This is a genomic window from Pseudotabrizicola sp. (assembly GCF_030656345.1).
Taxonomy (GTDB): Bacteria; Pseudomonadota; Alphaproteobacteria; order Rhodobacterales; family Rhodobacteraceae; genus Pseudotabrizicola.
Genome location: NZ_JAUSNR010000036.1, coordinates 42,474 through 63,310, shown reverse-complemented (window position 1 = coordinate 63,310; position 20,837 = coordinate 42,474). Strand labels below are relative to the sequence as shown.

At 63.2% G+C, this 20,837-nt stretch carries 18 protein-coding genes and 1 other RNA gene; 8 read left to right on the top strand and 11 right to left on the bottom strand.

All coding sequences use genetic code 11. The annotated features are described in order from the left end of the window. Positions 1-44 precede the first annotated feature (44 nt). The 9 genes from Q7J44_RS19295 to Q7J44_RS19255 all read right to left on the bottom strand — a co-directional run bounded on the left by Q7J44_RS19295 (position 45) and on the right by Q7J44_RS19255 (position 9,388). Complete coding sequence (locus Q7J44_RS19295; protein ID WP_304882749.1) at positions 45-1,382, bottom strand: S41 family peptidase; 1,338 nt, start codon at positions 1,380-1,382, stop codon at positions 45-47. An 8-nt stretch (positions 1,383-1,390) separates the two neighbouring features. Continuing rightward, positions 1,391-2,500: a murein hydrolase activator EnvC gene (locus Q7J44_RS19290; RefSeq protein ID WP_304882748.1), complete on the bottom strand. Its 1,110-nt coding sequence runs from the start codon at positions 2,498-2,500 to the stop codon at positions 1,391-1,393. After that, positions 2,497-4,035, bottom strand: coding sequence for a 2,3-bisphosphoglycerate-independent phosphoglycerate mutase (gene gpmI / locus Q7J44_RS19285; RefSeq protein WP_304882746.1), 1,539 nt, complete (start codon positions 4,033-4,035; stop codon positions 2,497-2,499). Before gpmI ends, Q7J44_RS19290 begins: the two co-directional genes overlap by 4 nt. Positions 4,036-4,130: 95 nt before the next feature. Next, entirely contained in the window at positions 4,131-4,538 is a 408-nt protein-coding gene (locus Q7J44_RS19280) for an acyl-CoA thioesterase (protein ID WP_304882745.1), read from the bottom strand. A gap of 296 nt (positions 4,539-4,834) precedes the next feature. Continuing rightward, positions 4,835-5,197, bottom strand: coding sequence for a DUF983 domain-containing protein (locus Q7J44_RS19275; protein WP_304882744.1), 363 nt, complete (start codon positions 5,195-5,197; stop codon positions 4,835-4,837). A gap of 143 nt (positions 5,198-5,340) precedes the next feature. Then, the gene (locus tag Q7J44_RS19270; RefSeq protein WP_304882743.1) at positions 5,341-6,351 is read right to left on the bottom strand and encodes a hypothetical protein; all 1,011 of its coding nucleotides are present in this window, start codon (positions 6,349-6,351) and stop codon (positions 5,341-5,343) included. 243 nt (positions 6,352-6,594) lie between these two features. Then, positions 6,595-6,693: signal recognition particle sRNA small type (gene ffs / locus Q7J44_RS19265), an RNA gene on the bottom strand. A gap of 72 nt (positions 6,694-6,765) precedes the next feature. Continuing rightward, positions 6,766-7,401 carry an HAD family phosphatase gene (locus Q7J44_RS19260; RefSeq protein ID WP_304882741.1) on the bottom strand — a complete coding sequence of 212 codons (636 nt, stop codon included), beginning with the start codon at positions 7,399-7,401 and terminating at the stop codon, positions 6,766-6,768. A gap of 88 nt (positions 7,402-7,489) precedes the next feature. After that, on the bottom strand, positions 7,490-9,388 hold the full coding sequence (locus Q7J44_RS19255) for a bifunctional 2',3'-cyclic-nucleotide 2'-phosphodiesterase/3'-nucleotidase (protein WP_304882739.1): 1,899 nt from the start codon (positions 9,386-9,388) through the stop codon (positions 7,490-7,492). A gap of 212 nt (positions 9,389-9,600) precedes the next feature. Between Q7J44_RS19255 and nudC the strand changes: the two genes are divergently transcribed. Both nudC and Q7J44_RS19245 read left to right on the top strand, forming a co-directional pair. Further along, a complete protein-coding gene (gene nudC / locus Q7J44_RS19250; protein ID WP_304882737.1) occupies positions 9,601-10,551 on the top strand; it encodes an NAD(+) diphosphatase in 951 nt (316 codons plus the stop codon). Positions 10,552-10,639: 88 nt separating this feature from the next. Continuing rightward, a complete protein-coding gene (locus tag Q7J44_RS19245) occupies positions 10,640-11,113 on the top strand; it encodes an SRPBCC family protein (RefSeq protein WP_304882735.1) in 474 nt (157 codons plus the stop codon). Between the two features lie 22 nt (positions 11,114-11,135). Here Q7J44_RS19245 and Q7J44_RS19240 read toward each other — a convergent pair whose 3' ends face one another. Continuing rightward, a complete protein-coding gene (locus Q7J44_RS19240) occupies positions 11,136-11,966 on the bottom strand; it encodes a prephenate dehydratase (protein WP_304882734.1) in 831 nt (276 codons plus the stop codon). A 122-nt stretch (positions 11,967-12,088) separates the two neighbouring features. On the opposite strand from Q7J44_RS19240, the gene Q7J44_RS19235 reads away from it, so the two are divergent. The 6 genes from Q7J44_RS19235 to Q7J44_RS19210 all read left to right on the top strand — a co-directional run bounded on the left by Q7J44_RS19235 (position 12,089) and on the right by Q7J44_RS19210 (position 19,785). Next, positions 12,089-12,604 carry a cytochrome c family protein gene (locus tag Q7J44_RS19235; protein WP_304882732.1) on the top strand — a complete coding sequence of 172 codons (516 nt, stop codon included), beginning with the start codon at positions 12,089-12,091 and terminating at the stop codon, positions 12,602-12,604. A 197-nt stretch (positions 12,605-12,801) separates the two neighbouring features. After that, complete coding sequence (locus Q7J44_RS19230) at positions 12,802-14,664, top strand: extracellular solute-binding protein (RefSeq protein ID WP_304882730.1); 1,863 nt, start codon at positions 12,802-12,804, stop codon at positions 14,662-14,664. Positions 14,665-14,689: 25 nt separating this feature from the next. After that, positions 14,690-15,838, top strand: coding sequence for a microcin C ABC transporter permease YejB (locus Q7J44_RS19225; protein WP_304882728.1), 1,149 nt, complete (start codon positions 14,690-14,692; stop codon positions 15,836-15,838). 1 nt (position 15,839) lies between these two features. Beyond that, the gene (locus Q7J44_RS19220; RefSeq protein ID WP_304882726.1) at positions 15,840-16,949 is read left to right on the top strand and encodes an ABC transporter permease; all 1,110 of its coding nucleotides are present in this window, start codon (positions 15,840-15,842) and stop codon (positions 16,947-16,949) included. Beyond that, positions 16,946-18,559 carry an ABC transporter ATP-binding protein gene (locus Q7J44_RS19215; protein WP_304882724.1) on the top strand — a complete coding sequence of 538 codons (1,614 nt, stop codon included), beginning with the start codon at positions 16,946-16,948 and terminating at the stop codon, positions 18,557-18,559. The genes Q7J44_RS19220 and Q7J44_RS19215 overlap by 4 nt, the downstream gene beginning before the upstream one ends. After that, complete coding sequence (locus Q7J44_RS19210; RefSeq protein ID WP_304882722.1) at positions 18,556-19,785, top strand: glycosyltransferase family 4 protein; 1,230 nt, start codon at positions 18,556-18,558, stop codon at positions 19,783-19,785. Before Q7J44_RS19215 ends, Q7J44_RS19210 begins: the two co-directional genes overlap by 4 nt. 6 nt (positions 19,786-19,791) lie before the next feature. Here Q7J44_RS19210 and Q7J44_RS19205 read toward each other — a convergent pair whose 3' ends face one another. Continuing rightward, complete coding sequence (locus Q7J44_RS19205) at positions 19,792-20,796, bottom strand: LLM class flavin-dependent oxidoreductase (protein ID WP_304882720.1); 1,005 nt, start codon at positions 20,794-20,796, stop codon at positions 19,792-19,794. Positions 20,797-20,837: the final 41 nt, after the last annotated feature.

The following is a 20,837-nucleotide window of genomic DNA, read 5'->3' as shown; positions in this document are numbered from 1 at the left end:
GGCGGATCGCCCCCTGCGCCGGTTCTCGCAAGATCAATCAGACCTTATTGCGCCACGGCTGCAAGGCCGCGCAGGATGTCGACGGCATAGGCCAACTGGTAGTCTTCATCGCGCAGTTTGGCGGCTTCTTCGGTGCGGGCGCGCTCTTCGTCCAGCAGTTTGCGCTCATCGGCGGACATCGAGTCGTTGGACAGGGTGCCGCGCAGATCGGCCTCTGAGGTTTGCGGCCGTGCGGGGGGGGCTTCTGTGGCAGCGGTCTGCGCTGTCGGATCGCGGCGGGGTTGGTTGACCACGATATCGGGCATCACGCCCAGTGCCTGGATCGACCGGCCCGACGGCGTGTAATAGCGTGCCGTGGTCAGACGCATCGCGCCTTCGCCCCGTAGCGGGATCACGGTCTGGACCGAGCCTTTGCCAAAGCTCTTGGTGCCGACCACGATTGCGCGGCGGTGATCCTGCAACGCGCCAGCCACGATCTCGGACGCCGAGGCTGATCCGCCGTTGACCAGTACGACCATGGGCTTGCCCTCGGCCAGATCGCCGGGTTTCGCGTTGAAGCGTTCACTGTCCACGGCTTCGCGCCCGCGGGTCGAGACGATTTCACCCTTGTCGAGGAAGGCATCCGACACCCGGATCGCCTGTGTCAGCAAGCCGCCCGGGTTGTTGCGCAGGTCGATGACAAAGCCGTTCACATTCTCCATCCCGCCAGCCTCTTCCACAGCGGTTTTCAGGTTTTCCTGCAGGCCGGAATAGGTCTGGTCGTTGAAGGTGGTCACCCGCAGCACCACGGTTTCCCCCAGAACGCGGCTGCGCACCGCGGTCAGCTTGATGGTGTCGCGGATGATTGAGACGTCAAACGGTTCTGCCACGCCTTCGCGCACCACGGTGATGATGATCTCGGACCCGACCGGGCCGCGCATCAGGTCTACGGCCGCATCGAGTTGCAGGCCGAGCACGGATTCACCATTCACATGGGTGATGAAATCGCCGGCTTCGATCCCGGCCTCATCGGCGGGGGTATCGTCCATCGGCGAGACGACCTTCACAAAGCCCTCTTCCTGCGTGACCTCGATCCCCAGACCGCCGAATTCGCCGCGGGTCTGCACCTGCATGTCGTCAAAATCCTTGGCGGCAAGATAGTTGGAATGCGGGTCGAGCGAAGTGAGCATGCCGTTGATCGCGGCCTCGATCAGCTTTTTGCTGTCCACCTCTTCGACATATTGCGCGCGCACCCGTTCGAAGATGTCGCCGAACAGATCCAGCTGTTCGTAGACATTGGCGTTGCGGCTGTTTTCCTGCGCGATCAACGGGGCCGCAAGCTGTGTCGTAAGGACGACCCCGGCCACGGTGCCGCCGATTGCGGCCATTACGAACTTCTTCATGCCTCGTCCTACTCTCTCAATGCTGCGAACCATTCGGCCGGATCGACCGGGTCTGCCCCTTGCCTAAGTTCCATATAGAGCGTTTGCGTGCCCTGCACGCCACCACCTTCTTGCGCGCCTGCCAGAAATTCGGCAACCCCCGGGTCACCCCCGCCCATCAGGCCTAGGGCGGCACCGGGTCCCACAACCTCACCCACCTGACCGTAGACTGTTTGAAGGCCTGCGAGGATCAATAGATAGCCCCCTCCGGGCTCCAGCACGATCACATTTCCGTAGTCCAGCAAGGGCCCCAGATAGCGGATGGTCGCGGGCCAAGGCGTTGTGACCAGCGCGCGGGCACGCGTGGCCAGCGTCAGGCCCGGGCGGCGCACCCCGGCGGCATCGGATTCCATCGACCGGCGCAGCACCGTGCCCAGCACCGGCAGCGGCAACCGCCCTCTGGCACTTGCGAAACTGCTGGTGTCACTTTCATCGAGGGCGAGGCCAGAGGCAAAGGCATCCAGCGTATCAGCGCTTTGCAGCAACCCGCGCAGCGTTTCCGGGTCTTCGGTAAAGCGGCGGGGCAGTTCTGTGCGGTCCGACATGGCCTGTGACAGCCCGGTGCGCGCCTCTTGCGCGACCTTCAGCCCGCCGAGCAGGGTTTCGCCGGCCGCCTGTTGCAGCGCCCGAAGGTCGCGCAACTCGGTCAGCTCTGCCCGCAGGGTTTCAGCCTCGGCCTGCAGCGCCGGGGTCACATCGGCCAGCATCATGCCCGACCGCACCGTGCCCAGCGGACCCGCCGGGTGCAGCAGCAACAGCGGCCCGGGACGGCTTTCCATCTGGCTCAGCACGCCGACCAGCTGCGCCACCCGGTCGCGCTTGGCCTGAAACTGCAGGTCGAGCGTGGCTTCGCGCAAGTGCGCCTGCCGCAACGCTTCGCGCAGGGCGGCCAGCCCGTCCTCATAGGCGCGGATGGTCCGGGTCAGCGCGTTCACCCGGTCGCGCGCGCCGGTCGCGGCCTCCAGTGCCGTTACCGCCTCTTGCAGACTGGCCGAGGCGGTGGCGGCCTGATCCGCCACGCCCTGCGCGAGTGCAGGCGTGGTCAGCAGCATCAGGCCAAGGGCGGCGGCGCGGATCATGTCAGCAGGCTTACCCCGGTCATCTCGGGTGGTTGCGGCAGACCCATCAGCTGCAACACGGTGGGCGCAAGATCGGCCAGCCGCCCCCCGTCGCGCAGGCGCGTGCCCGCAGGCGCGCCCATGACGATGACCGGAACAGGGTTCAGCGTATGGGCGGTATGCGGGCCGTTGGTGACCGGGTCCCACATCTGTTCGCAATTGCCATGGTCGGCCGTGACGATCATCGCGCCGCCGCGCGCCTTGAGGGCAGCAACGGCGCGGCCAAGGCCATCATCCACGGCTTCACAGGCCCGCATCGCGGCCTCAAGCATCCCGGTATGGCCCACCATATCGGGGTTGGCAAAATTGACCACGATCAGATCGTGGCCCGCCTCGATCGCCGCCACCAGCTGATCGGCCACTTCGGGTTCGCTCATCTCGGGTTGCAGGTCGTAGGTCGCCACCTTGGGCGACAGCGGCATGAAACGCGACTCGCCGTCAAACGGCACCTCGCGCCCGCCGTTCAGAAAGAACGTCACATGCGGGTACTTCTCGGTTTCTGCCAGCCGGAACTGGGTCCTTCCCTGCGCCGCCACCCATTCGCCAAGGCAATTCACGATCACCCGTTTCGGAAAGGCAGTGGCCATATAGGCGTTGTGCGCTTCGGAATATTCCACCATGCCCAGCATCGCCGACCATACGGGCCGCGGGCCGGTGTCAAAGGCCTCAAACCCCGGCTGCCCCAGTGCCGCCAGAATTTCACGCGCGCGGTCGCCCCGGAAGTTCAGGCAGAACAGCCCGTCACCGTCCTGAGCCCCGGCATATTTCCCGATGATGGTCGGGGCCAGAAATTCATCAGTTTCGCCCTTGGCGTAGGACTGCGCCACGGCGGCTTCGGCATCCGACACGCGCTCGCCGGTGGCGTTCACCATCGCCGCGTAGGCCCGCGCCACCCGGTCCCAGCGGTTGTCACGGTCCATCGCCCAATAGCGCCCGGTCACGGTGGCCACGCGCGCGCCTGCCGGCAGGCCCGCCACCAGTTGCGCCATGAACCCGGCGGCGGAAGAGGGCGGCACATCGCGGCCATCGGTGATGGCGTGCAGCGCGACCGGAACGCCCAGATCTGTCAGTGCGCGGGCCGCTGCCAGCACATGGCTGATGTGACCGTGCACGCCGCCGTCGGACACGACGCCCATCAGATGCGCGGTGCCCCCGGCGTGTTTGACCTTTGCGGCGAAGGCCAGCAGCTCGACGTTGACGGCAAAACTGCCATCCTCCACCGCCAGATCAATCGCCCCCAGATCCATCGCCACCACCCGGCCCGCACCGATATTGGTGTGGCCCACCTCGGAATTGCCCATCTGCCCGCGCGGCAGGCCGACATCGGGGCCAAAAGTGGTCAGCGTCGAATGTGGGCAGGTCGCCATCAGCGCGTCGAAATGCGGGGTGTGGGCCAGTGCGGGTGCGTCCCATTCCCGCACCGGACCAAGGCCCCACCCGTCAAGGATGCACAGGACGACGGGTTTGGGGGTGGCGGGATCGGGCGGGTTGGTCATGACGCGGCCTCATCTGCATTGCCCATGGGTCATAGCCCGTGGTGCCGGTCCGGGCAACAGGCCCGTGGCCGGGTGCCATGGGCAGGGGCCTTTGGTCAGGGTGCCGTCTCACCGGCATCCGAGATGATCGGCACCGGCCTGCCCTCATCATCCAGCGCGACGAAGGTGAAGTTTGCCTCGGTCACCTTTTCGCTGACAGGGGTGGCGCGCGGGCGGCGCCAGGTATCGACATGGATCGTCATCGAGGTCCGCCCCTGCCGGACCAGCGAGGCATAGATCGACACCTCATCCCCCACCTTGACCGGCCGGTGAAAGATCATCGCGTCCACCGCCACCGTGGCACTGCGCTTGCCCGAGGTCAGCGCCGCCACGCTTCCGGCGGCAAGGTCCATCTGGCTCATCAACCAGCCGCCGAAGATATCGCCTGACGGGTTGGTATCAGCCGGCATGGCGATGGTGCGGATCGTGGGGCTGCCCGAGGGTGGCTGGTCTTCGCGGCTCATGCTGGTCCTTTGGTCTGTGATGCTTGTGGCGGTCTGATCCCTGTGCGGCAGCACGATGACGCCGTCGTCTCAGCACCAGTCGGTAAGACATCAGCCATCTGCGTCAACCAATTTGCACCGGCCAGAGCCATTTTGCCCCCCGTAAACCGCGCCATCCGCACCATTCAGGTCACGCCGACGCACAAATTGACGGAGGGCCGACCCCTTCAGGCGCATATGCGGGTGCAGCGGAAATAAGCGATTTCCCCTAAGGAAGCGCATGCCTTGCAAGCCACACCATAACCCGCCGGGGCCGCTCAGAACCCATGCAGCCGGTCAGCCCATTGCCAGCCGATCATGATCCCCTTGACTCGGGGCAGCATCAGAAGACTGCCCGCCAGCACCACCGTGCTGATCGTCAGGGCAGTCGCCATCGGGCCGAGGCTGCTGTAGACAATCATGAAGTGCAGCATGAATCCGGCAATATGGCACATCACAAGAATGGTGAAATAGGCCGGGCCATCATCGGCCTTTTGCTGGGTAAAGCTCTGGCCACAGGCCTCACAGGCCGGGGCAACCTTCAGATAGCTGGTGAACAACCGCCCCTCACCACAATTCGGGCAGCGCTGCCTCAGGCCATTCAGCATCGCAGGTTTTCTATGGCGCTGGTCGTCTTGCATCGCAGTCTCCTGAAGATCGCCTCGATATAGGCAATCAAGCGCCCTGATCAATAGCCTTGACCGCGACCAATCATCCCGCCCCCGCTTGCCTGAGCCAAGCATGCTTATCTTTCAGGTCTGACCCAGGGCCGGCCTGAACAGATTCAGACACCCGCGATCGTTGCCAGGTATTGGCCGACGGTGCTGTCGGGTGCGACCCCGAACAGGCCGGTGAGCACGACGATATAACCTGAAAACCGCGTGCTTTCGCGCCGGATCACCGAATGCGCCATCACAGCAGCCCCGAGGGGAGGCCAGACCAGAATCAATGACGCATTCAGCACATGGGTGGTGATCCGCATCGGCGCGCGCAGATGCCGAACCGGCGGTTCGGGCTCCATCTGGTTGAACGCGCCGCGGACACGGGCGAATTCGAAGTTGAATTTGCCAGGATGCGGGGAACCGTCAGCCGCGATCAGGGGGATCAGCGCATCACCCCTTGCTGGCGCGGTAAAATGGGTTCTGCCCCGCGAGCGGGCTGTGACAGCCCGCGCCCGCGCACGGGCACTTGCGGATCTTGCCATAGTTTTCGGGGTGATCCGCTTTGCGCATTTTGCCTCTGGTCCGAACGAAGCAGCGGACTCAGGCTCAGAAGAGGGGCGAGCAAGTGGCCCGAAGCCCTCGCTGTGTCGCGTGCGCCGATACTCTGCATCTGTCCCTAAGATGTCATCCTGTGCCGGACCGATGGGCCTGTGCGCCAGCAGCGGCAAAGCCGCGACCAGACGGTCGTGCAAAGCACTCGTCAACGGCTCATGTACCTGATGCCACAGGATCGTCACCGCAGGGTAGCTGCGATGCAGGTAATCGACCAGACTCACGCAGGTTTCTTCGAAACCTGCGCTGGCGGCAGCGTGTGATCCGTCGGCTGAAGGCTCCACGGCGACTGTCAGGCAGGCCGAATGGCCGCTGCCCGGGTGATGCGCGATTCCCAACACAATCCTGACAGCGGACAGGTCGATATATGCAAGACCGTCACCCTCCCAGCCGAGCGGCAGGCCGGTGTCATCCAGCCGCGACAGCGACCGATGCAGATCCGTGGCCAGCTGCGTGAAATCAAACGGTTGCTCGTTTTTGTACAGCAGTTGAGCAATTCTGCCAAAAGAAGATCCGGTCACAGCCCCACCCCGCCAGGTTGCGTCAGGGTCAACAATCTAGCCAAATTTGGAAGAAATTGTGGCGCTCACAGGAAATGAAACAGGTATTTCGCCTTTGTTCGGCCTTGTTTCAGTCTGCACCCAGATCGTTCACCTGAAACCGCCCGCCCCGACCGTCAGCGGCCCAGCCCGACACCTGATACGATTACAGAAATACCCCTGAGTTCAAAGGGGTTTTCAGCAAAATCAATACGAGGGGTGGTTGGGTGAGAGGCTGGACAACGACCCAAGCGGGGCTCGTTACGGCTGCTTCCTTCCGGACCTGACCGGGTTGGCGAGGCGCTCGCCCGCGCCAACCTCTCACCGCGTCAGATAGGGCAGGGCGGCAGGGTTTGCAAGCCCCCGGAATCAGGCGCTGCCGGATCGCCTGTTCTGTCAGGCCCAAATCCCGGCCCAGCGGGCACCGTCGGTCAGGCTGCGGGCCACGTGGTGGGCAAACCGGCCCGAGGCGGGGATGATGTCAGGCACCTGAACCACGGTCATGCCCGCAGCAAAGGCCGCCTCTGCCCCCGGTTCGCTGTCTTCGAACACCAGACAGCGGGCAGGGTCGACACCCAAAGTGGCAGCGGCCAACAGGTAGGGTTCGGGATGCGGCTTTGGCGCGGTCACGTCATCACGGGTGATCACTGCGCGAAAGGCCGGTCGCAGCCCGGCCTGCACCAGCCGCACCTCTGCCGGATCGCGGCGCGATGACGTGACCAGCGCCAGCGCATGGCTGTCGCGCAGTCCGTGCACAATCTGCGATGCGCCAGGTTTCAGCAGCAGATCCACCGCCTGTGCCGCCAGAAACGCGGTCTGCCAGGTGGCGGTGAGGGCGTCCAGATCCAGCCCCGGAAACCGCGACAGGATCATGCCGGCCGATGTCACCTGATCGACTCCGACCAGACTGTGCAACAGGTCTTCGACATCATGATGACCCTGCGCCGCAAAGGCAGCGGTTCCGGTCTGTACAGTCAGACGCTCACTGTCGACCAGCGTTCCGTCAAGGTCGAAGAACACGGCATCAAACACGGATCATTCCTTTCGCAGCAGGGACATTTGGTCCCGGTCCGGGCCGGGGTAGCAGATTGCCATCGGATGAGAAAGGCACCCTTGCCGCCTATAGCGTCAGCCTCAGCCGCAGGAACCCGTCTTGCGTGCGGCACATGGGCGTCAGCGCCAGATGCGGCTGATCGGACAGATGCTGACCGGCCAGTGGGCTGGTGTCAAAGATGACCGAGGTTCCGGGCAACGGCCGGAACCGCCAGCCGGGGCAGTCAGATCCTTGCGCCGACCCGCCAGCGGATAGCGTGCGGCTGATATGGGCGATCAGGATGTCACGGTTTGCGATCTGTTCGTCCAGAACGACACGGGTGTTTTCGCATTTGGTGTAGCCGCCGTTGCCCGACCCGCGATAGCTGTTTGTGGCAAGGATGAAATCCTGCGCCGGATCCAGTGGCGCGCCCTGCCAGCACAAAGAGCGGATCCGCTGGCCGCCCTTGTCCACCGGCTTTGCGGACAGGTCGATCTCGTAAGTCAGTCCAAAGATCGTGTCATAGACAAAGGACGGCAGATCTGCTCCGATCAGGGGCTGATCCGCCAGACCGGGCACGACCTGCAAATATCCGCGCGCTGCATATTCCAGCCAGGTGCGCAGACCCGCCCCGGTGATCTGCAGGGCCATGATGGTGTTGGGGTGCATGTACAGATCAGCCGCATGGCGCAGCAGGATATCCCCCGGCGGGATATAGGTGTAATTTTCCGGCCCGCCAACGCCGCCAGCCCGGAACGGAGCGGTGGCCGACAGAACCGGCAGATGCGCCAGCGGCCCGCCCGCCAGCCGTTTTGTCACATAGCGGATCTGGGCCTGATTGATGATCTGCACTGACGAGCAATCGGTGGCCAGCGCAAAAAAGCTGTGGATCGCCCGCGGGGTATGGCCCACCGGCTTGCGCGCCCAGGTGCGCGTCGCCTCGTGCGCGGGGCGGATCAGCGCCGTCAGGGTCTCATCCGGGGCAACCAGCCCGACCGGGGCACCATCTGCACCACGGCCAGAGATCGGGCGCGCTGCGACCCGGTGGCTTGCCACCCGCCAGATCGTGCCGTCGCGGATCAGGTCAAGATCAATCACCCCCAGATGCGAGCCGAAAAAACCCGGCATCACAGCGGGTTTGCCATGCAGGGTGCCGGCACTGGCATCGAGGCCGGGCGTCGGTGCCAGCCCAGGGCCGGGAAACACCATATGAACATGGCCCATGACAACCGCATCCACCCCGTCAAGCGCGGCGATATCCAGCGCGCCCTCTGGCGGGCCGCTGCCAGTCACGGCGGTCAACGCCCCGCAATGGGCCAGTACCACGATTACATCGGCTCCGGCTGCTTGCAGATCCGGAATGTGGCGGGCCACCGTCTCGGTCATCGGGCGCATCCTGACCTGTCCCGCAATCGCCTGCCGGTCCCAGATTTCAGTCTCCATCGGCAGCACGCCGATGACTCCGATCCGCAGCAGATGCGACTGCCCGTTCTGATCGGTCAATTGTCGCTCCAGCATCGTCCAGGGCCGGATCAGCGGCGAAACCGGATTGGCCATCCGCGGCAGGGTGTTGGCGGACAGAATCGGAAAGGGTGCCTCGGCCAGCGCTGCGGCCAGTGTGGCGGTTCCATGCGAGAATTCATGATTTCCAAGGTTTACCGCATCATAGCCCAGATGTGCCATCGCGTGGATCATCGGGTGGGGCCGCAAACCGACCCGCGCCACGTAATCCCCCAGCGGACTGCCCTGCAGAAAATCGCCATTGTCCAACAGAATCGAACCCGCAACCTCGGCTCTGGCCTGCGTGATCAGCGATGCGGTCAGACACAGCCCTTTGAGCACACAGGGGGAATCGGCGTGATAGTCGTGACCCGACAAATGCATGTGCAGATCGCTGGTCGCCATGAGCCGGAGAAGAACCTTCGCTGTCCCGGCGCTGGGTTGGTTATCCGCAAAAAAGACGGCACTCGTTAAGTCGGCTGTCATACTCGTATAAGATTTCAGGTTTTGGGGCGGAAGTCCCGGTCCCCAATGCTAGATCTGGATAGACCGAAGGAAAGTGGTGGGGGTAGAAAAAAGACATCTGCCCCACAACTACACATTCTTGCGTTGCAATTTAACAATAACCCACCACCCCTGATTTACGCGCCCGTCATGTCATGGCATCACGGCAAGGCGCGGCAGGACGGGAAAACACGATGCAGCTTGCGGAAACGGTGACATTTGGCGGCTCGGGCCTGAATCGTGCTGCAGAGTTGCGCAGCGACGCACAGGCGCAGGCCGATCTGCTGGCGCGGGGGTGGGTGCTTCCCATCTGGCGCGGCAAGCCGCTTGTGCAGGCGGGCGGTCTTGGCTGGGTTACATCCGATTCTGTGGTGCTGCACCATGCCGGGGTGCGGGTGTTTCTGGGTTTTGACGGCGACCGGCCCTGCTTTGCCGCCGATATCACCGGCTGGCAGCCCGATGCGGGGGCCGAGGCGGTGCAGGCGGGCTTTCTGGACACCAGTGAACAGCATCACCCGGCCTTGCCCGACAGCTTTGCCTTTGCCGAACTGCGCGCCACCATGCTGAGTCTGGCCGCGCGCGAGGCAGAGCTGGTGGCGACCGCCAAGGCGGTTCTGCAATGGCACCGCAGCCACGGTTTTTGTGCCGTATGCGGTGCGGCCTCGACTCCGGCCATGGCGGGCTGGCAACGCAACTGTCCCGCCTGTGGCGCGCAGCATTTCCCGCGCACCGACCCGGTGGTGATCATGCTGGTCACCCATGGCAACCGCGCGCTGCTGGGCCGCAGCCCCGGCTGGCCCGAAGGCATGTATTCCTGTCTGGCCGGCTTTGTCGAACCCGGCGAAACGGTCGAGGCTGCCGTCCGGCGTGAGGTGTTTGAAGAGGCAGGCATCCGGCTGGGGGCCGTGCGTTACCTGTCCAGCCAGCCCTGGCCGTTTCCCGCCAGTCTGATGCTGGGCTGCGCGGCCGTGGCGGTGACGGATGCCATCACGCTTGACCCCAATGAGATTGAACACGCCCTGTGGGTCACGCGCGAAGACATGGTTTCGGTGATGGCTAGCACCCACCCGCTGATTAAGCCGGCCCGAAAGGGCGCGATTGCCCATTTCCTGATTCAGAACTGGCTTGCAGACCGGCTGGATTGACTTCAGATTCACCCAAACGGGCGAAAACAGCCCGAGCGGGTCGCGGAGTCAAACCCGCCCGGCCCACCAGACAGACAGGGACAGCAGCATGCATTTTTCATCAAGAACCGACATTGAGGCCCCGATCGACTTTGTCTATGCCGCGCTGTCCGATCTTGAGGCGTGGGAGCGCGCGGCGATGCGGCGCGGGGCCGACGTTAACCGCACCGACAAGCTGCGCGCGCCCGGCGTGGGCATGGGCTGGCATGTGGTGTTCCGGTTTCGCGGAAAACAACGCGAGGTTGATATCCGCCTGACCGGGCAGGAACCCGGGGCGAAGCTGGCTTTTTCCGGCGCGGGCCGCATGCTTGAGGCAGATCTGTCGGTCGACCTGCTGGCGCTGTCGCCCAAACGCACCCGTATGGTGCTGCACACCGACGTCCGGCCGCTCACCCTTGCGGCGCGGTTGTTCCTGCAGTCTATGAAGCTTGCCAAGGGCAGGGTTCAGACCAAGCTGAACAATCGGATGGAACAGCTGTCGACCGAGATGGAAAGCCGCTTTGCCGCATCGCGACCGCGCTGAACGCGCGGCGGCTGCGGCGGCGTCAGCCGCGCGCGCGGTCTGATGGATAAACGCCCATAATATTGATATTGTTTGTGAAATACCGTAATTCTTCCAGCGCAAGTGCCACGTTTTCATCTTCCGGGTGGCCCTCGATATCGGCATAGAACTCGGTCGCGATGAAGCTGCCGCCGACCATATAGCTTTCCAGCTTGGTCATGTTGATGCCATTGGTCGCAAAGCCGCCAAGCGCCTTGTACAGCGCCGCCGGAATGTTGCGGACCTGAAAGGTAAAGGTGGTGACCATCTGCGGCGCGCGGCGGCTGTGATCGGCGTCACGGCTCATGACCAGAAAGCGGGTGGTGTTGTTCTTCTGATCCTCGATCTGCGGGGCCAGCACTTTCAGCCCGTAGATCTGCGCAGCCAGCTCACTCGCCAGTGCTGCACGCGTCTTGTCGCCGGTTTCGGCCACCTCGCGCGCGGCGCGGGCATTGTCGGAACTGACACGGCCCACAATGCCATGGCTGCGCAGAAACTGCGCGCATTGCGGCAGGATCACCACATGGCCATGCGCTTCGCGCACATCGGCAAGCTCGGCGCCCTGCACGCCCAGCAGGTTGACATGCACCCGCACAAACGCCTCATCCACGATATGCAGCCCCGATTTCGGCAGTAGGCTGTGCACATCGGCCACCCGGCCATAGGTCGAATTCTCGACCGCCAGCATCCCCAGATCGACCGCGCCCGATCGGGTCATCTCGACCACATCCTCGAATGTGGTGCAGGGCACGACCTCCATGCCGGGTCGGGCCTGCTGGCAGGCCTGATGCGAATAGGCCCCAAGTTCGCCCTGAAATGCGATGCGACCGGTCATGTTTCGGGCTCCGATAGATAAACGTGGACAAAAAGGGGCATTAGGTCGCGCACCTACACCTTGAAACATGTATAGGGAAGCGGGTAGAAGCCCTGCAAAGAGATGCCAAGGGAAAGCGCGACATGTTCGACACGATGACGATGACCAAGGTGTTGGGGGCGGTCTGCGGCTCGCTTCTGGTGTTTTTGCTGGGCGGCTGGGCAGCCAGCGCGCTGTACACAACCGGCGGCGGCCATGGTGAAGGCCATGAACAAGCCTATGTGATCGACACCGGCGTATCCGATGCCCCGGCCGAAGTGGCAGAGGCCCCCGACTTTGAGGCAATCTTTGCCGCCGCTGATGCTGGCGCGGGTGAAGCCGTGTTCGCAAAATGCCGCGCCTGTCACAGGCTGGATGGTGCCGATGGCGTTGGCCCGCATTTGGACGGCATCGTCGACAAGGCCAAAGCGGCGTCTGACGGCTACGCCTATTCTGCCACGCTCATGGGCATGGCTGGCGAGACGTGGACACCGGAAAACCTGTACGCCTTCCTGCAAAACCCGCGCGGCTATGCGCCGGGCACCAAGATGGCCTTTGCCGGTCTGCCCCGCAGCGACGAACGCGCCAATCTGATCGCCTATCTGGGCACCATCAACTGATCTGGCACCTGAACCGGGCCAGAGTCATGGCCTGAAAGCCCGAATCCACGGCAACGGCCGCTCTGCAAGGGGCGGCCGTTTTGAATTCTTGCGCTGATCACGCAATCGCCACTTGAGCCATCGACAATCCGCGCTTTACTTCCCCTAATGAATCAAAGCCGCATCAAAGCGGCGATGACAGATAAGGGGAAGGTCAGATGGCACAGACATATGGCACATGCGCAGCACTGGGTGTGGCTCTGATCGCGTCGGCTCCGGTCTGGGCGCAGGAAACGGTGATCACCGCGCACGGCATTTCCACCTTTGGCGAATTGCAGCTGCCCGCCGACTTCTCCCATCTGCCCTACGTCAACCCAGAAGCCCCCAAGGGTGGCGAGATCTCGATCTGGGCGTTTGGCGGATTCGACAGCATGAACCCTTATTCCGTCAAAGGTCGTGCGGCGGGCCTGTCCTCGGCCCCTTACGAATCGATCCTGACAGGCACCGCAGATGAAATCGGCGCAGCCTATTGCCTGTTGTGCACCACGCTGGAATACCCTGAAGACCGGGCTTGGGTGATCTTTAACCTGCGCCCCGAGGTGACGTTTTCTGACGGCACGCCACTGACCGCCGAAGATGTGATGTTCACCTATGAAACCTTTCTGGCCAAAGGCCTGACCGATTTTCGCACCGTTCTGGCCACGCAGGTCGAAACGGTCGAGGTGCTGGACCCGCACCGCATCAAATTCACCTTCAAAGAGGGCGTGCCCTACCGCGATCTGCCCGCCAGCATGGGCGGCCTGCCGGTGATTTCCAAAGCGCATTACGAGGCGAATGCGCTGGACCTGGAAGAAAGCACGATGACCCCGATGCTGGGCAGCGGCCCCTATGTGCCGGGCCGCATTGATGTGGGCAAATCGGTCGCCTGGGTGCGCAACCCCGACTATTGGGGTGCTGACCTGCCGCTGAACAAGGGTCGCAGCAACTTCGACACCATCCGCATCGAATACTACTCCGACTACGACGCCGCTTTCGAAGGGTTCAAGGCCGGAAACTACACCTTCCGCAATGAAGCCAGCTCGATCAAATGGGCCACCGGCTTTGATTTCCCCGAAGTTGCGAATGGCCAGATCATCAAGGCGGAAATCCCTGATGGCAGCAAGGCTTCGGGTCAGGCCTTCCTGTTCAACCTGCGGCGCGAAAAGTTTCAGGACCCGCGCGTGCGCGAAGCCATCGGGCTGATGTTCAATTACGAATGGTCAAACGCCACCCTGTTCTACGGCCTTTACGCCCGCATCAATTCCATCTGGGAAAACACGTGGCTGGAGGCGACAGGAACCCCCACCCCGGCCGAGGCCGCCATCCTGCAGCCATTGGTGGACGAAGGGCTGCTGCCCGACACCATCCTGACCGAAGAGCCGGTCATGGCCGCCACCTCGGGTGAGCGGCAGCTGGACCGCGCCAACCTGCGCCGCGCCAGCGCCCTGCTGGATGAGGCGGGCTGGACCGTGGGCAGCGACGGCATGCGCCGCAACGCCGCGGGGCAGGTGCTGTCGGTCGAAATGCTGAACGACAGCCCCAGCTTTGACCGCATCATGAACCCCTATATCGAAAACCTGAAGGCGCTGGGCATCGATGCCAGGCTGACCCGGGTCGACAATGCCCAGATGGAATCGCGGACGCGCCCGCCGTCCTATAGCTTCGACATGATCACCGGAAATGCCCGGTCCAGTTACATTTCGGGCTCGGAACTCAAGCAGTTCTACGGGTCGGACACCGCCGATGTCTCGGCCTTCAACATCATGGGCCTGAAAAGCCCCGCCGTTGACAGGCTGATTGACGTGGTCATGGCCTCGGAGTCGCTGGATGATCTGACGGTCGCCACCCATGCGCTGGACCGGGTGCTGCGGGCCGAACGGTTCTGGGTGCCGCAGTGGTACAAGGACGCCCATACGGTTGCCTATTACAACATGTTTGAGCACCCGGAAACCCTGCCGCCCTATGCTCTGGGCGAACTCGATTTCTGGTGGTACAACGCAGAAAAGGCAGAGGCGCTTCGGGCAGCCGGCGTTCTGCGATAACAAAAACAACAGGCAGGCAGGCCACATGGGCGCCTATATCCTCCGGCGGATCTTACTGATCATCCCGACGCTGATCGGGATCATGATCATCAACTTTGCTCTGACCCAGTTCGTCCCCGGCGGGCCGATTGAACAGGTGCTTGCCCGCATCGACGGCGGTGGCGATTCCATTCAGGCAATCAGCGGGGCCGGGGATGCCGGTATCGGCCAGCAGGGCAACGATTCTGGTTATGTCGGTGCCCAAGGCCTTGACCCCGGTTTTCTGGCCGAGCTGGAAGTACAGTTCGGCTTTGCCCGCTTTGTCTGCGCACCCGACTTTACCGGCAGACCCTCTGCCCGCGCCACCGAATGTGTGAAAGAAGCCATCCCGGCATGGGAACGCTTTTTCATCATGATGTGGAATTACATGCGGTTCGACTTTGGCGAAAGCCACTTCCGGTCGATCGGCGTGCTGGAACTGGTTTGGGAAAAGCTGCCCGTCTCGCTGACGCTGGGCCTGTGGTCGACGCTGATTGCCTATGCCATTTCGATCCCGCTGGGCATCCGCAAGGCGGTGCGTGACGGATCACGGTTCGACACCTGGACCAGCGGGGTGATCATTGCGGCCTATGCCATCCCCGGCTTTTTGTTCGCCATCCTGCTCTTAGTGCTGTTCGCAGGCGGCAGCTATTTTCGCTGGTTCCCGCTGCGCGGCCTGACATCCGACAATTTTGATCAGCTGTCGATGATCGGCAAGGTGCTGGATTACCTGTGGCACATCACTCTGCCGGTGATCGCCTCGACCATCGCCAGTTTCGCCACGCTGACCCTGCTGACCAAGAACAGCTTTCTGGACGAGATCAAAAAGCAATACGTGATGACCGCCCGCGCCAAGGGCCTGTCGGAAAGCCGCGTGCTGTATGGCCATGTGTTCCGCAACGCCATGCTGATCGTGATCGCGGGGTTTCCGGCACTGTTCCTGTCGGTGTTCTTCGGTTCCAGCCTGATCATCGAGACGATTTTCAGCCTCGACGGGCTTGGCCAGCTTGGCTTCCGCGCAGCGGTCGAACGCGATTATCCGGTGATCTTCGGCACGCTGTTCTTCTTTGGCCTGATCGGTCTGGTGGTCGGCATCCTGTCTGACCTGATGTATGTCTGGGTCGATCCGCGCATTGATTTCGAGCGGAGGGGCTGACATGGCCCTGTCCCCGCTGAACCAGCGCCGCTGGCGCAACTTCAAGGCCAACCGCCGCGCGTGGTGGTCGCTGATCCTGTTCTCGATCCTTTACGGCGTCTCGCTGTGTGCCGAGCTGGTCGCCAATGACAAACCGCTGCTGGTGCAGTTCCGGGGCGAATGGCACGCACCTGTCGCCCGCTTCTACCCCGAAACCGCCTTTGGCGGCGATTTCCAGACCGAGGCGAAGTACAAGGATGTCGAGGTGCGCTGCCTGATCATGGCCGCCGGGTCCGAGGCCTGCTGGGACGATCCCGAGGGCATTCTGGCCGAGGCCACCGCGAACGGCACCGCCGCAGGCGAGCCGGTCCAGACCGGCCGCATTCTCTGGGCTCCGGTGCCCTACAGCTACAACACCATCAATGATATTGGCAAAGCCGCCCCGTCCGCCCCCGATGCGCAGCACTGGCTGGGCACCGATGACACCGCCCGTGATGTGTTGGCCCGGGTGATCTATGGCTTCCGCCTGTCAGTCAGCTTTGCGCTGATCGTCACCGTGCTGACTTCTGTGATCGGCATCGCCGCCGGGGCGGTGCAGGGATATTTCGGCGGCCTGACCGACCTGATCTTTCAGCGCGTTATCGAAATCTGGGGGGCCACCCCCACGCTTTATGTCATCATCATCGTGGCGGCCATTTTCACCATGAATTTCTGGATACTGGTGTTTCTGATGGTGCTGTTCGGCTGGACCGGGCTGGTGGGTGTGGTGCGGGCCGAATTCCTGCGGGCGCGCAATTTCGAATATGTCCGCGCTGCCCGCGCGCTGGGCGTCCCCGACCGGGTGATCATGTTCCGCCATGTGCTGCCCAACGCCATGGTGGCCACGCTGACCCTGCTGCCCTTCATCCTGACCGGCGCCATTGGCGCGCTGACCGCGCTCGATTTCCTGGGCTTCGGCTTGCCGTCTTCCTCCCCCTCCTTGGGTGAGATGACGCAACAGGCCAAGCAGAACCTGCAGGCCCCCTGGCTCGCCTTTACCGCGTTCTTCACCTTTGCCATCATGCTGTCGCTGCTGGTCTTCATTTTTGAGGGCGTCCGCGATGCCTTTGACCCGCGAAAGACCTTTCAATGAGCGTGCTTGCGGTCAAGGATCTGAAGATCAGCTTCCGTCAGGACGGACGGGTGATTGACGCGGTCAAGGGCGTGACCTTCACCGTGGGCAACGGCGAAACCGTGGCGCTGGTGGGCGAATCAGGTTCCGGCAAGTCGGTCACGGCGCTGTCGACTGTGGGGCTGCTGGGCGACAACGCCATCGTCAGCGGGTCGGTCACCTATCAGGGCGCGCAGATGGTCGGCGCGTCAGAATCCGATCTGCGCCGGGTGCGCGGCAATGACATCAGTTTCATCTTTCAGGAACCGATGACCAGCCTGAACCCGTTGCACACCATCGAACGGCAATTGGGCGAAAGCCTTGCCCTGCATCAGGGTCTGGCGGGGCCGGCGGCGCGCGACCGGATTCTGGATCTGATGAACAAGGTTGGCATCCGCGACGCCGAAAGCCGTCTCGGGGCCTATCCGCACCAACTGTCTGGCGGGCAGCGGCAACGGGTGATGATCGCCATGGCGCTGGCCAACGGGCCGGACCTGCTGATCGCCGATGAACCTACCACCGCGCTGGATGTCACCATTCAGGCGCAAATCCTGGACCTGCTGGCTGATCTGAAACGGTCCGAGGGCCTCAGCATGTTGTTCATCACCCATGATCTTGGCATCGTGCGCCGCATCGCCGACCGGGTCTGCGTGATGCAGGGCGGCGAGATTGTCGAACAGGGGCCGACGGCCGAGATTTTCGCCAACCCGCAGCACCCCTACACCCGAAAACTGCTGGCGGCAGAGCCGACTGGCCTGCCTGACCCTGTACCGGCAGATACGCCAGAAGTGGTCAGCACCAAATCCCTGCGGGTCTGGTTCCCGATCACAGCCGGTTTCCTGCGCAAGACCGTGGGCCATGTAAAGGCGGTGAACGATGCCACGCTGTCAGTCCGCGCGGGCGAGACGCTGGGCATTGTCGGCGAAAGCGGGTCCGGCAAGACCACGCTGGCGCTGGCCATCCTGCGGCTGGTGCCATCGACCGGGCCGGTGGTGATTTTGGGCCGCGACATTTCGGCGTTGTCAGGCTCTGCCCTGCGTCCGGTGCGCCGGGATATGCAGGTGGTGTTTCAGGACCCGTTCGGCAGCCTGTCGCCGCGCATGACAGCGGAACAGATCATATCTGAAGGGCTGGCGCTGTACGGCACAGATACCCCCGCCACCTCGCGCGAAAAGGTCGCGGCCATCATGGCAGAGGTGGGGTTGGACCCCGCCACCATGGCCCGCTACCCACATGAATTCTCCGGCGGTCAGCGCCAGCGTATCGCCATCGCCCGCGCCATGATTTTGCGGCCAAAGCTGGTGGTGCTGGATGAACCCACATCGGCGCTGGATATGACGGTGCAGGTTCAGATCGTCGATCTGCTGCGCGATCTGCAGCGCAAATGGGGGCTGGCCTATATCTTCATCAGCCACGATCTGCGCGTGGTGCGGGCGCTCTCGCATAAGGTTATGGTGATGAAAGCGGGCGATGTGGTGGAATCGGGCGATGCCCGCGCTGTGTTCGATGCGCCGCAATCGGACTACACCCGCGCCCTGATGCTGGCCGCCTTTGGCAAACCGCCGGGGGAAGCGTCGCAGGCCGGGGCATGAGGATTCTGTTCCTGCATCAGAATTTCCCGGGCCAGTTCCTGCATCTGGCCCCGGAACTGGCGGCGCGTGGCCATGATGTGCTGGCGTTGACCGATGCCGGAAACACCCGGAAATCCACCATCCGCACCCTGCGCTACAAACACGCCCCGGCCAAGGTAGACCCTGCGCAAACCCGGTTGGGGCGGAATTATACCATCATGTCAGATCGGGGCGTCAGCGTCGCCCGCGCTTGCGCGCAACTGCGCGACGCGGAAGACTATCATCCCGATGTGATCTTCGGCCATTCCGGCTGGGGCGAAACCTTGTTTGTCAAGGAAATCTGGCCGCAGGCAAAGCTGATCGTCTATGCCGAATTCTACTATCGCGGGGTCGGGGCCGATGTCGGCTATGACCCGGAATTCCTGCCCTATGGCCTTGACCAGATTTTGATCGCGCAGGGCCGCGCCGCGCATCTGGGGCAGGCGCTGATCCATGCCGATGCCGGGGTTGCGCCAACCGCATGGCAGGCCAGCACCTACCCCGCCCCGCTGCGCAGCATGATCCGGGTGATCCATGACGGGGTGGATTGCACCGCGCTGCACCCTGACCCACAGGCCAGTTTGACCTTGCCCGATGGCCGCAAATTGCGGGCGGGCGATGAGGTGCTGACCTTCGTGAACCGCAATCTGGAACCGTACCGCGGCTATCACAGCTTCATGCGCGCGCTGCCTGAAGTGCTGAGCGCCCGGCCCAATGCCCATGCCGTCATCGTCGGCGGGGATGAGGTCAGCTACGGCAGCCCGCCCAAGGGGGCAAAGGGCTGGAAAGACCATATCCTGTCCGAAGTGCAGGACCAGCTGCCGATGGACCGGGTGCATTTCATGGGCAAAGTGCCCTATGCCGCCTTTGTCACCATCCTGCAGATCAGCCGGGTGCATGCCTATCTGACCTACCCCTTCGTGCTGTCATGGTCGATGCTGGAGGCGATGGCGGCGGGCTGTTTGGTGGTCGGCTCAGACACCGCCCCGGTGGCCGAGGTGATCCGCCAGGGCGAAAACGGGTTGCTGGTCGATTTCTTCGATGTGAAGGCGTGGGCGCAGTCGCTGATCGACACCCTGGCCCAACCCGAAAAATATGCCCCCCTGCGCCGCACCGCACGGGCAACGGCGCAGGAAAGATATGACCTGCGCAGCATCTGCCTGCCGCGCATGGTCGATTTCGTCGAAAGCTTCGGGCCAACGGCCTGATCCGCCTCAGGCCGCCTTGGCCTGCGACAGTTCGGCCAGTACCTCTGCCGCAATCGCAAATGATTTCAGGCGTGCGGCGTGGTCATGAATCATGCCGGTCACCATCAGCTCATCGGGCTGATAGCGGTCAATCATCGCCGCCATCTCGCGCCGCACGGTCGCGCGAGACCCCACCGCCGCTACTGACAGCGCGGCATCCACCCCCGCCCGAACGTGCGGCGGGATCTGCGCTTCAACATCATGCACCGGGCGCGGCAGTTTGCCGGGATTGCCGGTGCGCAGCCGGGCAAAGGCCAGCATCTGCGACGTGCGCAGGTACTGCGCTTCGGCGTCGGTATCCGCCGCACAGACCCCCGCCGCCATCATCGCATAGGGCTGCGCCAGAAAGCGTGACGGGTGGAAGGTGGCGCGATAGGTGGCCAAGGCATCCTCCAGCATCGCGGGGGCGAAATGCGAGGCAAAGGCGTAAGGTAGCCCCAGATAGGCCGCCAGTTGCGCGCCATACAGGCTGCTGCCCAGAATCCAGACCGGCACCTGCGTACCCTCACCCGGGATGGCGCGTACGGCTGCCCCTTCGGCTGCGGGATCGAAATAATTGATCAGCTCCACCACATCCTGCGGAAAGCTGTCGTCCGGGGCCATATGCCGGCGCAACGCTCGTGCCGTGGCCATATCGGTGCCGGGCGCACGGCCAAGCCCCAGATCAATCCGCCCCGGATACAGGGTTTCCAGCGTGCCGAACTGTTCAGCCACGATCAGCGGCGCGTGGTTGGGCAGCATGATGCCCCCGGCACCCAGCCGGATGGTTTTCGTCGCCCCCGCCACATGGCCGATCACAATGGCGGTGGCGGCACTGGCGATACCGGGCATGTTGTGATGCTCGGCCAGCCAGAAGCGGTGATAACCTGATGCTTCGGCCAGTTGCGCAAGGGCAACCGTATTGGCCAGCGCATCAGCTGTGCTGCTGCCTTCGGGCACGGGGGAAAGATCGAGTAGGGAAAAATGATGCATTGCGGTGTCTCCTGCCCGTAAAGGTAGGGTCAGGGCCACCG

Excerpts from the sequence above, each read along its gene's own strand:
- Q7J44_RS19230 (WP_304882730.1), top strand. The coding sequence starts at position 12,802 with ATGGCACAGACATATGGCACATGCGCAGCACTGGGTGTGGCTCTGATC.
- Q7J44_RS19240 (WP_304882734.1), bottom strand. The coding sequence starts at position 11,966 with ATGACCGGTCGCATCGCATTTCAGGGCGAACTTGGGGCCTATTCGCAT.
- Q7J44_RS19215 (WP_304882724.1), top strand. The coding sequence starts at position 16,946 with ATGAGCGTGCTTGCGGTCAAGGATCTGAAGATCAGCTTCCGTCAGGAC.
- Q7J44_RS19225 (WP_304882728.1), top strand. The coding sequence starts at position 14,690 with ATGGGCGCCTATATCCTCCGGCGGATCTTACTGATCATCCCGACGCTG.
- Q7J44_RS19245 (WP_304882735.1), top strand. The coding sequence starts at position 10,640 with ATGCATTTTTCATCAAGAACCGACATTGAGGCCCCGATCGACTTTGTC.
- gpmI (WP_304882746.1), bottom strand. The coding sequence starts at position 4,035 with ATGACCAACCCGCCCGATCCCGCCACCCCCAAACCCGTCGTCCTGTGC.
- Q7J44_RS19210 (WP_304882722.1), top strand. The coding sequence starts at position 18,556 with ATGAGGATTCTGTTCCTGCATCAGAATTTCCCGGGCCAGTTCCTGCAT.
- Q7J44_RS19220 (WP_304882726.1), top strand. The coding sequence starts at position 15,840 with ATGGCCCTGTCCCCGCTGAACCAGCGCCGCTGGCGCAACTTCAAGGCC.
- nudC (WP_304882737.1), top strand. The coding sequence starts at position 9,601 with ATGCAGCTTGCGGAAACGGTGACATTTGGCGGCTCGGGCCTGAATCGT.
- Q7J44_RS19295 (WP_304882749.1), bottom strand. The coding sequence starts at position 1,382 with ATGAAGAAGTTCGTAATGGCCGCAATCGGCGGCACCGTGGCCGGGGTC.
- Q7J44_RS19280 (WP_304882745.1), bottom strand. The coding sequence starts at position 4,538 with ATGAGCCGCGAAGACCAGCCACCCTCGGGCAGCCCCACGATCCGCACC.
- Q7J44_RS19255 (WP_304882739.1), bottom strand. The coding sequence starts at position 9,388 with ATGACAGCCGACTTAACGAGTGCCGTCTTTTTTGCGGATAACCAACCC.
- Q7J44_RS19235 (WP_304882732.1), top strand. The coding sequence starts at position 12,089 with ATGTTCGACACGATGACGATGACCAAGGTGTTGGGGGCGGTCTGCGGC.
- Q7J44_RS19290 (WP_304882748.1), bottom strand. The coding sequence starts at position 2,500 with ATGATCCGCGCCGCCGCCCTTGGCCTGATGCTGCTGACCACGCCTGCA.
- Q7J44_RS19275 (WP_304882744.1), bottom strand. The coding sequence starts at position 5,197 with ATGCAAGACGACCAGCGCCATAGAAAACCTGCGATGCTGAATGGCCTG.
- Q7J44_RS19205 (WP_304882720.1), bottom strand. The coding sequence starts at position 20,796 with ATGCATCATTTTTCCCTACTCGATCTTTCCCCCGTGCCCGAAGGCAGC.